At 40.8% G+C, this 13,555-nt stretch carries 13 protein-coding genes; 11 read left to right on the top strand and 2 right to left on the bottom strand.

Going from position 1 to position 13,555, the window contains the following annotated elements:
* Nucleotides 1-24: 24 nt before the first annotated feature.
* The 11 genes from U5K72_05795 (at nucleotide 25) to U5K72_05845 (ending at nucleotide 12,124) form a co-directional block, all read left to right on the top strand.
* The gene (locus tag U5K72_05795; protein ID MDZ7718317.1) at nucleotides 25-504 is read left to right on the top strand and encodes a TonB-dependent receptor; all 480 of its coding nucleotides are present in this window, start codon (nucleotides 25-27) and stop codon (nucleotides 502-504) included.
* Nucleotides 422-1,681, top strand: coding sequence for a TonB-dependent receptor (locus U5K72_05800; GenBank protein MDZ7718318.1), 1,260 nt, complete (start codon nucleotides 422-424; stop codon nucleotides 1,679-1,681). The genes U5K72_05795 and U5K72_05800 overlap by 83 nt, the downstream gene beginning before the upstream one ends.
* 20 nt (nucleotides 1,682-1,701) lie before the next feature.
* Complete coding sequence (locus U5K72_05805; protein MDZ7718319.1) at nucleotides 1,702-3,249, top strand: RagB/SusD family nutrient uptake outer membrane protein; 1,548 nt, start codon at nucleotides 1,702-1,704, stop codon at nucleotides 3,247-3,249.
* A 78-nt stretch (nucleotides 3,250-3,327) separates the two neighbouring features.
* A complete protein-coding gene (locus tag U5K72_05810; GenBank protein ID MDZ7718320.1) occupies nucleotides 3,328-4,680 on the top strand; it encodes a Gfo/Idh/MocA family oxidoreductase in 1,353 nt (450 codons plus the stop codon).
* 35 nt (nucleotides 4,681-4,715) lie between these two features.
* On the top strand, nucleotides 4,716-6,083 hold the full coding sequence (locus tag U5K72_05815; GenBank protein ID MDZ7718321.1) for a Gfo/Idh/MocA family oxidoreductase: 1,368 nt from the start codon (nucleotides 4,716-4,718) through the stop codon (nucleotides 6,081-6,083).
* A 49-nt stretch (nucleotides 6,084-6,132) separates the two neighbouring features.
* Nucleotides 6,133-6,885, top strand: coding sequence for a DUF1080 domain-containing protein (locus tag U5K72_05820; GenBank protein ID MDZ7718322.1), 753 nt, complete (start codon nucleotides 6,133-6,135; stop codon nucleotides 6,883-6,885).
* Nucleotides 6,886-6,952: 67 nt separating this feature from the next.
* Nucleotides 6,953-7,678: a DUF1080 domain-containing protein gene (locus U5K72_05825; GenBank protein MDZ7718323.1), complete on the top strand. Its 726-nt coding sequence runs from the start codon at nucleotides 6,953-6,955 to the stop codon at nucleotides 7,676-7,678.
* Between the two features lie 9 nt (nucleotides 7,679-7,687).
* The gene (locus U5K72_05830; protein MDZ7718324.1) at nucleotides 7,688-8,452 is read left to right on the top strand and encodes a DUF1080 domain-containing protein; all 765 of its coding nucleotides are present in this window, start codon (nucleotides 7,688-7,690) and stop codon (nucleotides 8,450-8,452) included.
* Between the two features lie 88 nt (nucleotides 8,453-8,540).
* Nucleotides 8,541-9,371, top strand: coding sequence for a PIG-L family deacetylase (locus U5K72_05835; protein MDZ7718325.1), 831 nt, complete (start codon nucleotides 8,541-8,543; stop codon nucleotides 9,369-9,371).
* A 100-nt stretch (nucleotides 9,372-9,471) separates the two neighbouring features.
* Nucleotides 9,472-10,455, top strand: a complete 984-nt coding sequence (locus U5K72_05840) for an SUMF1/EgtB/PvdO family nonheme iron enzyme (GenBank protein MDZ7718326.1) — start codon at nucleotides 9,472-9,474, stop codon at nucleotides 10,453-10,455.
* Nucleotides 10,456-10,636: 181 nt separating this feature from the next.
* Nucleotides 10,637-12,124 (top strand): arylsulfatase, encoded by a 1,488-nt coding sequence (locus tag U5K72_05845; GenBank protein ID MDZ7718327.1) that lies wholly within the window; start codon nucleotides 10,637-10,639, stop codon nucleotides 12,122-12,124.
* Between the two features lie 187 nt (nucleotides 12,125-12,311).
* Here the strand turns inward: U5K72_05845 and U5K72_05850 are convergent, their stop codons facing one another.
* Together U5K72_05850 and U5K72_05855 are read right to left on the bottom strand one after the other, a co-directional pair.
* Nucleotides 12,312-12,578, bottom strand: a complete 267-nt coding sequence (locus tag U5K72_05850) for a HepT-like ribonuclease domain-containing protein (protein MDZ7718328.1) — start codon at nucleotides 12,576-12,578, stop codon at nucleotides 12,312-12,314.
* The gene (locus tag U5K72_05855) at nucleotides 12,560-12,964 is read right to left on the bottom strand and encodes a nucleotidyltransferase domain-containing protein (GenBank protein ID MDZ7718329.1); all 405 of its coding nucleotides are present in this window, start codon (nucleotides 12,962-12,964) and stop codon (nucleotides 12,560-12,562) included. Before U5K72_05855 ends, U5K72_05850 begins: the two co-directional genes overlap by 19 nt.
* Nucleotides 12,965-13,555: the final 591 nt, after the last annotated feature.

The following is a 13,555-nucleotide window of genomic DNA, read 5'->3' on the forward strand; positions in this document are numbered from 1 at the left end:
ATCTTCCGTGAATCAAGATCTGGAATGATTCATCCGGTTACAGGCGAAACCGTTGCTGCAAGTGGGTGGTTTGGAACTAACACATTGCAAGAAGCTAACTACAGCAAAGAAGAGTTGAGCCAGAGATTGTATCTGAATTATGATCAAGATTTTGGAACCCATGACGTAAGTGGATTAATTGGTTATGAAGAAATTTATAATAGCTCTGAAGTTACTTCTGCAGGACGTGCAAATTTCTTCAATAATGAATTGAGAGATCTTAGCGCAGGGGATGCCGGTGACCAAAGAACATGTAGACCATATAACGATCCGGGTGAGTTTGCAGGTAGCTGTTTTAATAATGAATGGAGGCTACGATCATTCTTTGGGCGTGTGAATTATTCCTATGATGATCGGTATTCAGTACAAGCCAATCTTAGATATGATGGTTCGTCAAGATTCGGTGAAGGTAATCGACTGGGGACTCTTCCCGTCATTTTCTGCAGGGTGGAGAATCTCAAGTGAAAGTTTTATGGATGAAGTTGATCTGTTTAGCAATCTCCGTTTGAGAGCTTCTTGGGGACAGCTTGGTAACCAAGAAATCGGATTATTTCAGTTTATGAATATCTATAACCTGAATCAGCCCTATCAGTTTAATGGAAGTGTTACACCTGGTGCTGCAGTTACAGATGCAGGAAATCCAAATATTACCTGGGAAACAACAACGATGACTAATATTGGCCTAGATTTAGGCTTTAAGGATGATCGAATTGAGGTAATTGGTGAATATTTTTGGAATTACACAGAAGATATTCTGTTAGATCTCCCTATACCAGCTACGGTTGGTGTAGATCCACCAACGCAAAATGCAGCTGAAGTATCGAATGTAGGTTGGGAATTGCAAGTGAATTATAATAGTGAACCTCGCATGGATAATGGATTTCAATATTCTGTTGGTGTAAGTATGTCTGATGTGGTTAATACCATTGAAAGCCTTAGTGGAGAAGGGCCATTCTTCCCAGACAAATTTACGGTATGGGCTGAAGGGCACTCAATTAACTCATTAAGAGGGTTGAGTTCTCCTGGGCTCTATCGAAGTCAATCAGATTTGGACCAATATCCTGCTACTGTGAATCCTAATGTTGGGATTGGAGACATTATCTATGAAGATCTGAACGGAGATGGGCAAATCTCTCAATCCTTTGGTGAAAATGGAGACCAATACATCATGGGAAATGAAGACCCCAGGTATGAGTTCGGAATTAACTTTAGCGCTTCTTTCAAGGGATTTGATTTTACGATGTTCTGGCAGGGAGTTCTGAAGCAGAAGCATACACTTGATGGTGCTTTAATGGAAGGGCCAAACTGGCAAAACTACATTCCAGCAGTCATGGCTGAAGAAACATACCATCCAGAAAGAAATCCAGAAGGTACGTGGCCTATTGTAACGGCAGGTAATACTTGGAATTTGCAGGAATCAGATTTTTGGATTCAGGATACGAAGTATCTGAGATTGAAAAACTTTCAGCTTGGGTACACGATTAATCAGTCCTACTTGAGAAACCTGAGAGTGTTTGTAACAGGAGAAAATCTCTTGACATTTACTCCGACTGATCTGTTTGATCCTGAAACACCCAGAGGGCGTAGTCAATTCTTCCCTCACACCAAGAAAGTTGCCATGGGCGTTAACGTAACATTTTAAAATTTTTAAAAGAAAAAACTATGAATAAGTATTTAGTATATACACTCTTGATTGTAGTCGCGCTGTTTACAGCTTGCGACGATGGATTGGATATGTTGCCAACAGGTTCTGTGTCAGAGGATATCTATTGGCAACGAGAAAGTGATGCAGTAACAGCAGTAAATGCAGCATACGGTGAACTCGATGGCCAAACGATGATTAAACAACTTGATGCAGTCACTGATATCGGATTCAGGGCTGCTTCGGGTCCGGGTACTCTTCATGATGTAGGTGCTGGTAATATCGATCCCTCTAATAGCGCAATTGAAGGTATTTGGAATCGGTATTACAGAGGAATAAGAAAAGCAAATGACGTGATAGCCAATATCGATCAGATCGAAGTTGGAAATCAGGATGTCTTAAACCGAGTCGAAGCAGAGGCCAGGTTTCTGAGAGCCTATTTTTATACTCAGTTATCAAGCCTCTGGGGAGGAGTTCCTTTAATTACAGAACCTATTAATATCGACGAGCGAGTAGGCAGAAGTGATAAACAGCAAATCGTAGACTTTGTAGTATCTGAGTTGGATAATATTATCAGCAACAACTCACTGCCCATAGCTTATAGTGGTGATAATATAGGAAGAGCAACCATTGGTGCTGCACATGCTCTTAAAGCAAGAATTGCTATTCGAAATAACAACTGGACAATGGCAAGAGATGCTGCTAAAGCGGTGATGGATCTCGGTATCTATAGCTTGTATCCTCACTATGGAGAACTCTTTCAGTATGCTGGTCAAAATTCATCAGAAATCATTTTCGATCGACAATATGCCCAGGGTGGTGATGTCTATGGTGCATTTGGATACTCTGCTGCCTCTATCGGTGGAAGTTCAGTTGTAGAACCTGTTCATAAGCTATATGAACTAATGGAATTTAAAGGACCTCAAAATCCGGATGATCCGTATGAAAATATTGATCCAAGATGGGACTTTACGGTTTACTATACCGGAGCTCCTATAGGCAATTCCATCTACGATTCTACCCCCGATAGCCCAACTGGTGACAGAATTCTGGTAAGTGAAGGTGCTACAGACCACGGATATAATTTGAAAAAATGGGTTGACTGGGAGAATGATAATGCAAATCCAGGAAACGGGTCTATAAATTTAATTCATATCAGATACGGTGATGTCTTACTCATGTATGCTGAAGCAAAAATTGAGTTGGATGAAATCGACCAGTCCGTGTATGATGCGATCAATGCAATTCGACAGCGTCCTTCTGTTGAGATGCCAGCTATCACACCGGGTAAAACCCAAGCTGAGATGAGAGAGATAGTTCGCAACGAAAGAGCAGTTGAACTTGCATTTGAAGGACTCAGATTATTTGACATCAATCGCTGGGGTATTGCAAGCGAGAAAGAAGGTTTGGTTCGAGGTGCATTTTTCAGAAATGATGCTGGTGAATGGTACCTTCATGATACCGGTTTTACACGCAGCTTCAATCCAAATAGAGATACACTTTGGCCAATCCCAGTTGATGAGATGAATAGTAACTCGGCAATTACTACCAATAACCCAGGTTATTAATAAATACAAAAATACCCGTGGCAGTCACTTAGTCACGGGTTTTTTTAAAATGAACAATATCTAAAGCTTTTCTGATTTATGGAGAAAAATAAACAATCCCGAAAAGATTTTTTATCAACAATTGCATTAGGTTCAGTAGGCGTTATAAGTGTTTCATCATTTCTGTCCAGCTGTGCTAGTACAAGTAATTTGAATGAGCCATATGTCTCTTATTCTGAACAAGCACCAGATGGTGAACCACTAAGAGCGGGTCTTGTTGGTTGTGGAGGCAGAGGTACTGGTGCGGCAGTCAATTTCCTGGATGCCGGACCCAATCTTGAAATCGTAGCATTGGGTGATGCATTTCAGGATCAATTAGATAAATGTAGAACAAATTTACAGCGCGCAAGAGGTGTTGAGATTGCGGATGAGAATTGTTTTGTAGGTTTTGATGCCTATCAAAAAGTAATTGATTCTGACGTTGACCTGGTTCTATTCGCAACCCCTCCATTTTTCCGGCCGCAACATGTGCGTGCAGCTATAGAGGCCGGTAAACATGTGTTTCAGGAAAAACCTGTTGCTGTTGATCCCGTAGGGGCTCGAATGATGGCTGAAACGGCATCTATTGCCCGTGAGAATAATCTTTGCATGGTAAGTGGTACGATTCGCCGATATCAAAAAGATTATGTAGAAACCCAAAAAAGGGTACAGGATGGATTTATTGGAGAAGTAGTTGGCGCTGATATTAAGAGAAATGGAGGTGCGCTCTGGTGGGTAGAGAGAAAACCGGATTGGTCGGATATGGAATATATGCTTCGCAATTGGGGAAATTTCGCTTGGTTATCGGGTGATCACATTGTAGAAATGTTTATTCATGAATTAGACGTAATGAGCTGGCATGTAGGAGGTCACCCGGTTAAAGCATTTGGATATGGTGGCCGGCAACAACGAATATCCGGAGATCAATTCGACCAATTTAGCATTGTTTACGAATATGAAAATGGTAAAAAAGTGCACTGTGCAACTCGTCAAATAAATGATTGTGATAATGGAAGAGAACAGTTGATTACAGGTACAAAGGGGTATGCTGATGCAAGTGGAACTCTTTATGATCATGACGGTAATATTATTTGGGAGTATCCACATCCTGAAGAAGGAACTGAATCTATGTGGACTGTACATAATCCATCTGTTCAAGAACATGTTGAATTGATTACAGGGATTCGTACCGGAAATTATATAAATGATGCCGATGAACAGATTAAGTCTACCCGACTTGCAATTATGGGCAGAATGGCTGCTTATACAGGAAGAGAAATCACTTGGGATGAAGTTCTCAATTCAGATCTGAAGTTAGGTCCGGAAATGGTAGAATTTGGTCGATCCTATGATATACCAGATGAACCACCAAAAGTCGGTACTGCACCAGCACCTGTTAACAGATACAGCTGATTAAGCAGTAATTACAACTATTTAATGTCTTATAAATGAAGAATAAAAAGCAGGATAGAAGACAATTTTTGAGCACTTTTACAAAGGGCACTCTCGGAGCAGTTGGGGCAACGGGTTTACTGTTCAAAGGTTCAAATGCAAAGAGCAGTAAAAACAACTATCTGCCAAAAGCCCCAATGATTCAAAAACAGGCTCCTGACGGTGAATTGATAAGAGCAGGTTTGGTTGGATGTGGTGGCAGAGGAACCGGGGCATCCATTAATTTTCTTGATGCGGGTCCTAATTTGGAAATTGTTGCCTTGGGTGATGTTTTTCAAGATCAATTAGACAGATGTCGAGATAACTTGAAAAGAGGCCGTGGAGTAGAAGTAGCTGATGAAAACTGCTTTATAGGATTTAATGCTTATCAAAAAGTAATAGATACAGATGTTGATCTTGTCATATTTGCTACACCACCTCATTTTAGACCACAACATGTAAAAGCAGCTATTGAAGCTGGTAAACATGTGTTCCAGGAAAAACCAGTTGCTGTAGATCCAGTTGGTGCTCGTATAATGATGGAAACCACTAAAAAAGCCATAGATAAAAAACTAAATATGGTAAGTGGTACAGCCTTGCGCTACAGTAAAGATTATATAGAAACTCACAAGCGAGTTTCTGAAGGTATGATTGGAGAAATTATTGGCGGTCAGGCTGTACGTAATGGAGGCGCACTTTGGTGGGTTGAACGTAAACCTGAGTGGACAGAATTGGAATACATGCTTCGTAATTGGGGGAATTTTACGTGGCTTTCCGGGGATCATATCACAGAGCAGCATATCCATCATCTCGATCTGATCAACTGGCACATTGGGAAAAATCCCGTGCGGGCATACGGATACGGAGGAAGACAGCAGAGAATATCCGGTGATCAATTCGATTACTTTAGTATTGTGTATGAATATGAGAATGGCATAAAAGTGCACGGAGCTACTCGTCAGATTAATGACACCGATTCAGGACGCATTGAGATGATAAAGGGAACCAAAGGATATGCAGATTGCGGAGGTACTATATACGACTATAATGGTAATATACTCTGGGAATATCCCTATCCGGATGATGATGAAACCGATTCCGAGTGGGAAGTTACAGACCCATTTGTTCAGGAGCATGTAGAACTGATCACTGGCATTAGAACCGATAAGTATGTCAACGATTCTGAATTGCAGGTAAATTCAACTCGTATGGCAATTATGGGACGTATGGCTGCTTATACCGGGGATGAGATTACGTGGGATGAAATATTAAATTCGGATATGCGACTTGGGCCTGATACGTATGAATTTGGCGACGTGCCGAGTGTCATAGAAAAACCCCCGGTGCAGGGAAATTCACCTGCCCCTGCTGACCGATATTCGTAAAGTAAAATTTCTCATCTTTTTAAACCCCATAGACAAAGCATCATTGCCCATGAATCGTAGAAAATTCACTAAAAACCTTCTATATGGATCACTTTCGATTGGAGGCGTAAATGCCTTGACGAAGTTGGGCGACCGAGTTCGGGATGAGAAAACAGATACTCTCAAATTCAAAAAATTGTTTAATGGAAAAAATTTGGACGGTTTTGTTGATGTAAACACGTCTGAAGATACCTGGTACGTGGAGAATAACATATTGAAATGTACTGGCGACCCCATAGGAGTCATTCGCACTCAAAAACAATACGAGAATTTTGTTCTTGATATAGAATGGAGACATATGGAGCCAGGGGGGAATTCCGGTGTTTTCATTCTTGCAGATGGAGAACCATACGAAGAAAGACCTTTTCCAACAGGTATAGAGGTTCAAATGGTTGACCCGGGAATTGCAGAAATTCGTGACATCGTTGAGGATTATGCACATGGTCAATTGTTTCCTGTCAGTGGTTTAACAGGTACTACACCGGATAATCCATTTGAAATAAGTCCGTCGAGAAGTAATCCTGCTGAATTCAGGGTAAATGGCGCAGGTGAGTGGAATAGATATTTACTAACGTGTGTAGATGGTGTAATTAAACTTTCAGTAAATGGGAAGTTTATTAATGGTATGCGATCTGAAAAGCGCAAAAAGGGTTATATATGCCCGGAGTCAGAAGGGTTTGAAGTACACTTTAGAAAAATTGATATCATGGAGCTTCCGGGTGGTATACTGGATGCGGATCAATCGGCTCCGATTGTAGAATAAATATGAATTGATTGCTTTCCATCAAAAATACACTGTCTATTTGTTTAATTACCCTTATATCATACCTATGAATCAATACAAACTATCTTTCTCTCTATTGGTATTAGTCACAATTCTATGCTTTTTGGGATGTGTTGGAGAGAGAGGAGAAAATGATTTCCGTACATCGATGGAGCTTGAAAATGATGGTTATATAGCATTGCTGGCAAATGATCTCAATGCATGGAAAGGCCAGATAGCTGAAGATCCAAGAAATATACCGGTATTAACAGAGGGCATGAATGAAAACGAGATACAGCAGCTGCTATCAGAAGTAAACGAGGAGACATTTAACCATTGGTACATGCAAGACGGAATGCTGTTATATGACGGTACTCGTGATATAGGCAACATTGAGACAATTGAGGAATATGAAAATTTCGAGCTGGTAGTGGATTGGAAAATTGGTCCTAAAGGTGATAGCGGCATTTTTTTGAGAAATATGCCGCAAGTACAAATTTGGGATCCTCATCATCAAGGGGTTGGTTCCGGAGGACTTTATAATAATGATCCGAATATTGAACCCATCGTTACTGCCGATAAGCCAGTAGGTGAATGGAATAGAATGGTTATAAGAATGATTTCAGACTCTGTATGGGTAAAGCTTAATGGAGAGACTGTAGTTGATGGTGCCATACAAGAAAATTATTGGGCAAATTATGAAAGACCAGCCCCCTCAGAAGGTCAAATAGTGTTACAAAGTCATGGTACTCCTTTATGGTTTAAAAATTTATATATCAAAGAACTTAACTAACAGATTATTATGAACAGAAGAGAATTTACTAAGCGTGTCTTAAAATCAACCACAGCTATAACGACATCTTATTTAGGTGCTAAAGCACTTTTTTGGGATAATAATAATGCTGTTGAATATCAGAATAGTGATTTACAATTCAAACGTTTATTTAATGGTAAAAACCTGGACGGTTTTGTTGATATGAATACTTCTCCAGATACATGGTGGGTTGAAGATGGATTATTGAAATGTACCGGTGAGCCAATCGGTGTTATGAGAACAGAGAAACAGTACGAAAATTTTATACTGGATATTGAGTGGAGGCATATGAAACCGGGAGGAAATTCCGGCTTTTTTGTGTGGGCAAATGGTACTCCTCATGCAGATACTCCTTTCCCAACTGGAATGGAGGTTCAAATGCTTGATCCACAATGGGCAGAAATTAATAATCGATCAGACGAATACGTTCACGGTCACCTGTTTCCTGTGATGGAACTGGAAGGAACGACTCCAGATAACCCATCCGAAATTGCAAGGGGCAGAAGCTATTCACTTGAAAAAAGAGTAAAAGGAACAGGAGAGTGGAACCGATATATAGTTGTTTGTATAGATGGAACGTTAAAACTTTCAGTAAATGGTAAGTTTGTAAATGGAATACATTCGCCAGAAAGAAAAAAAGGATATATATGTCCTGAATCTGAGGGTTCAGAGATCCATTTTAGGAAAATTGATATTATGGAATTACCGGGTGGTGTTATCTCTGAAGATCAAATTGCACCGGTTGTAGGCTGAAAATCATCAAAACAAATTCTAATTAACTAAAATCATGCGGATACTCTATTTAACAATAATTTATTTCTTAGTTAGCTGTGGTAGTATTATGTCTCAAGACGATACAGGCAAACTTAGAATCATTGCATTTGGTGCTCATCCGGATGATTGTGAAATTTCAGCAGGTGGTGTAGGAGCATTATGGTCGGAAGCGGGACACGCTTTTAAATGTGTTTCAATGACAAATGGAGATATAGGACATTTTGGAATGTCAGGGGGGGAACTTGCCATTAGGAGGATGAAAGAAGTCGAAGCTGCTGCTGAGATTTTAGGAATAGAAACCGAAGTAATGGATGTTCACGATGGTGAATTGATGCCCACACTCGAAAATCGAAAAAAAGTTACAAGGCTAATTCGTGATTGGCAGGCAGATATCGTGATGGTACATAGAAGATATACATATCATGCTGATCATCGATATAGCGGTATTTTGGTGGATGATTCGATCGTGCTTGTAGAAGCGAAATTCTTTACTCCAGACACGCCTCCATTACCACGAAGTCCTGTTGTACTATATTACAGTGATAATTTTCAAAGGCCATTGCCATTTGAACCAGATTTGGTCGTTGGTATTGATAATGTTATTGACAAAAAAAGAGAGGCGTTAGAACAGATGCCTTCACAGTTTTCTGACATTGATTCATGGACTTATGGCCGTGCTGATAATCCGCCTGAAGACAAATCTACCCGTTTACGTTTGAGAATTGATAATTTAATCAATCGAAGTGTAGCTGTCGCAGATAAGTACAGGGCTATGCTCATCGATTTATATGGTGAAAATGCTGGCAATAGAATTAAACACGCTGAAGCATTTCAAGTTTCTGAATACGGACGAGCTGCGACAACTGAAGAACTCAAAGCTTTATTTCCAACATTCTAAAAGGTTCAACATGTTTAACTAAACAAAAGTTACGGTACATTGAGCTATTATATCTTTCTTTTCATCAATAAAATACTTTTTAAAGAAGTTTTCTCTGTTCATGATACAAAGTATTCGTACTGAATCTGTTAATACATCGATCGTAAAATTTTCAATCTTCACATGTTTAATTTCTATACTTTTAACCCATTTCCTGCACGCTCAGAGTTCATTTGTTCCGTATAAAGTTGATGTCAATGAACCTATTCAAATGGTTCCAATAGAAGGCGGGACATTTGTTATGGGAGATGAGAATGATAATTCACAACAAGTACGTGTTGAAGTGAATTCTTTTTGGATGGGTTCATATGAAATAACCTGGGAGCAATACAATCAGTTTTCAACTGAGGTGATGAGCAATTTACAAAAAGAGAATTTAGCAGGTGCCGATATTGGTGTGGACGCTGATGTAATTTCATTACCGACTCCTCCCTATGTAGACATGAGTTTCGGAATGGGCACGGATGGATACCCGGCAATTAGTATGACTCATTATGCTGCATCAATGTTTACGAAATGGTTGACAGCGAAAACGGGAAAATTTTATAGACTTCCCACTGAAGCAGAATGGGAGTATGTATGTAAAGCTTCAAATGATAATCTAGCTGAACAAGCTTGGTACCAAGAAAATAGTAACAGTGGGTACCAAAAAGTTGGCACTAAAGAGCCCAATCAGTTGGGCCTTTATGATATCCCCGGAAATGTAGCTGAGTGGACTACTGATGAATACCATAAAGATTATATCACCAGAGTCCAAAATATGGGGCCAGAACCTGTGGTAAATCCATGGTTCCAGCCATCGGATTTATACCCGCGAGCGGTCAGAGGGGCGTCTTGGATGGATCCTGAAACGGAGGTTTCCTGTAATAAGAGAAGAGAATCTAACTCTGATTGGAAAATGCTGGATCCACAAATCCCTAAGAGTTTATGGTGGCATACCAATGCGCAATTTTTAGGATTTAGAATAGTTCGGCCGTTAAATGAGCCAACTCCAGAAGAGATGAAGAAATATTGGCCTGAAGAAATTGATGACTTTGGAAGATAATATTTCGATTAAATACAGGTACTTAGTTGATAACTAAGTGTAGTCATTCATATATAAAGCCTGGGTTCTAAACGTGGCGGCTCAGTAAAAAATGAATTTATTATTCTTACCTAAGCATTTACGTACTTTATATGCTATAATGAGTACAACTTTAATACGAAAGGGTAAACTAAGATTGTTTATGTATAAGGCGATTAGCTTTTATTCTCATCTTATTTTAATACTATCATTTGCTGTTGGTTGTACACAAAAATCCCATAAAGCTGAAATACAAAAACCCAACATCATCTACATCCTTGCTGATGATCTTGGTTATGCCGATCTGGGCAGCTATGGTCAGGAAAACATCAAAACACCCAATCTCGATCGAATGGCCGAGGAGGGATTGAGATTTACTCAGCACTATTCAGGAAGTACGGTTTGTGCACCTGCCCGTTCTGTTTTGATGACCGGTCTTCACTCGGGTCATGCCCCTGTACGTGGCAACAGAGAGCATAAGCCGATCGGGCAAGCTCCATTTCCATATGCGGTTCCAACCATTGCCGAAGTTTTGCAAGAGACCGGATACACCACCGGAGCATTCGGTAAATGGGGTCTCGGGTATCCCGGATCGGAAAGTACTCCATCATTACAGGGATTTGATATTTTCTTTGGATTCAATGGCCAGCGGCGTGCTCATTTTTACTATCCCGAATTTCTGTTCCTGGAAAAAAAGGGTGAAGAGCCAATTCGGGTTCCGTTGGAGGGGAACCGCGTAGAAAATACCTCAACAGAAGATTTTCCGCATCCCGGTTCCGGTCCGCCAATCTCGGCAGAAATCTACGCTCCCGAGGCTATTCATGAACGGGCACTTTCCTTTATCGAAGAAAATAGAGAGCAGTCATTTTTTCTCTATTATCCTTCCCAAATTCCACATGCATCGCTGGAAGTTCCGGAGGAGTATTTAGAAATGTATCTGGATGAAAATGGAGAAAGTATCTTTGAAGAAGAGCCGACTCCTCAAAATCACTATGTGTACACGGATAAACCGGCAGCCACCTATGCGGCGATGGTCAGCTATCTGGATTATCAGGTGGGTGAAATTCTGGACAGATTGGAGGAATTACAGATTGCTGAAAATACGCTGGTCATTTTTACAAGTGATAACGGCTCCTACTCAGAGGGCGGATATCATTACTCGATGCTCAATTCCAATGGAGATCTGCGAGGTGGTAAACGCGATTTGTACGAAGGCGGAATTCGGGTCCCCATGATTGCCTGGTGGCCGGGGCGAATCAGCGTTGGACAGACCAGTGATCACATTTCAGCTTTTCAGGATATAATGCCAACATTTGCCGAATTGGCCGGAACGAACACACCTCCCGGAGTTGATGGTATATCATTCGTGCCAGAACTTTTCGGAACCGGTAACCAGGAATCACACGAGTATCTTTACTGGGAATTTCCGGCCCGGGGTGGCAAACAGGCGATTCGAAAAGGGGATTGGAAAGCTGTACGACTGGATGTTCGGGAGAATAGAAAGGCTCCGATCGAACTTTATAATTTAGAACTGGATCTTGGTGAAGAAAATAATATAGCAGAGCAACATCCGGATGTTGTAGCTAAGATGGATAGCATTTTCCAGGTTGAGCACGTACCCTCAGAAACGTTTCCGCTTTTTAACGAATAATTTGAATGATTAACTTGAAGGCGTTTGAGCCGTCAGGAGGAGATGTGTTTGTGAATTCTTTTGGCAAAAGCTTTTAAATCGTCCAAACCTTCATGGCTAATATGAAAAACGATGTCCCAATTAATTTTCCTGTACGCATGGACTGCGATATTTCTAAAACCGACGGCTTTTTTCATTTGGTTTGCAATTATTCGAGGATTCGAGTGACTTCCATTTTTTCAAGAATCTCAAAGGTTTCACCCAAACTGGAGGGAGCAGAATAATCCGATTCCGCAATAATATGAGTGCCAATATCTACGCATAGCTGAACAGCCCTTTCAATATTTACAGAAACAATATCCTGCAGATCATAGTTATCCTGAAATTCTTCGGCAGAATCGGGTCTTTTTTCTTCGATCCGTCTGTAACACCTTCGCAGTGATTCCAGTTTTTCCTCTATGACTCTTCGATCCATTGTTCTCGTCTTTCTTTTAAGATTCGGTTATGGTAGGGCATCATATCTGCCTGATTGAATACCATCTTTTTAATGAGCTCTGCATAAAGAGTTCGGTCCGTGCAATAGATCAATTTCCCCTTGGTAAGAATTTGATGTAGTAACGTACCGGTAGTTTCACTGAGATCCACAAGATCGACAGGTCGGTTCAATTTAATTGCTAATTCTTCAATAATATGGATCAGAATTTCTTTGGAAAATGACTCTTCGCCAGCGATTGCAAGATCTACATCACTTTCCAGCCGTTCTTTACCAGTAACGGTTGAGCCGTAAAGAATTCCCAAGGAGATCACCGGGTACTGTTCAAGAGTTTTTTCTATGATTTTATCGATTGATTGATTCATCATATAGAATATGTTGTGCAGAATGCATCTCCGTGAAATGTAACTTGAATTTCAGATAATGGCGAACAATTAAGATTACAGAATTTGAAATGATGGAAAGTCCATTGATTTCTTTTCCTCACAATTTCACGGGTACGGATGCCGTCCCTGGCGGGACTTTCTTGCAGGTGCTACCGCGTCTAATGCCAACTAAAGTTGAATACATGTTTAGCGCTAAAAACATCTGGTTCCAGGCTGAACCTGCTCCTACATTTCACCGTATCGCCCTCACCCCCAACCCCTCTCCCACCGCGGGAGAGGGGCGAAGGGGAGAGGGAGAAACAACGGTCTGTGCCAAGAGATTGACTTTTTTGTTTGTCAGACCGCTAAACAGGTACGAAGTTGGGGCCTACTTTCTATCATCCGCCAAAGGCGGATTTAGGATCTTGCCTGAGTCTGTCTTATTCAAACATTTTCTCGTCTTTCAACTATTTGGATCAATTCTTAAATAAAATAAAACCGATCACTTGGAATGAGACGCAAACATGAACCATCTTTCAATATAAGTCCCGCTCGTGCGGGACGACAGGCAGTAGGCCTCGGCTTCAGCCGGGG

This window comes from Balneolaceae bacterium (genome assembly GCA_034521495.1).
Lineage (GTDB): Bacteria > Bacteroidota > Rhodothermia > Balneolales > Balneolaceae > Rhodohalobacter.

Coding starts and splice junctions, on each gene's coding strand:
- U5K72_05795 (MDZ7718317.1), top strand. CDS start 25: ATGATTCATCCGGTTACAGGCGAAACCGTTGCTGCAAGTGGGTGGTTT.
- U5K72_05800 (MDZ7718318.1), top strand. CDS start 422: ATGATGGTTCGTCAAGATTCGGTGAAGGTAATCGACTGGGGACTCTTC.
- U5K72_05805 (MDZ7718319.1), top strand. CDS start 1,702: ATGAATAAGTATTTAGTATATACACTCTTGATTGTAGTCGCGCTGTTT.
- U5K72_05810 (MDZ7718320.1), top strand. CDS start 3,328: ATGGAGAAAAATAAACAATCCCGAAAAGATTTTTTATCAACAATTGCA.
- U5K72_05815 (MDZ7718321.1), top strand. CDS start 4,716: ATGAAGAATAAAAAGCAGGATAGAAGACAATTTTTGAGCACTTTTACA.
- U5K72_05820 (MDZ7718322.1), top strand. CDS start 6,133: ATGAATCGTAGAAAATTCACTAAAAACCTTCTATATGGATCACTTTCG.
- U5K72_05825 (MDZ7718323.1), top strand. CDS start 6,953: ATGAATCAATACAAACTATCTTTCTCTCTATTGGTATTAGTCACAATT.
- U5K72_05830 (MDZ7718324.1), top strand. CDS start 7,688: ATGAACAGAAGAGAATTTACTAAGCGTGTCTTAAAATCAACCACAGCT.
- U5K72_05835 (MDZ7718325.1), top strand. CDS start 8,541: ATGTCTCAAGACGATACAGGCAAACTTAGAATCATTGCATTTGGTGCT.
- U5K72_05840 (MDZ7718326.1), top strand. CDS start 9,472: ATGATACAAAGTATTCGTACTGAATCTGTTAATACATCGATCGTAAAA.
- U5K72_05845 (MDZ7718327.1), top strand. CDS start 10,637: ATGTATAAGGCGATTAGCTTTTATTCTCATCTTATTTTAATACTATCA.
- U5K72_05850 (MDZ7718328.1), bottom strand. CDS start 12,578: ATGGATCGAAGAGTCATAGAGGAAAAACTGGAATCACTGCGAAGGTGT.
- U5K72_05855 (MDZ7718329.1), bottom strand. CDS start 12,964: ATGATGAATCAATCAATCGATAAAATCATAGAAAAAACTCTTGAACAG.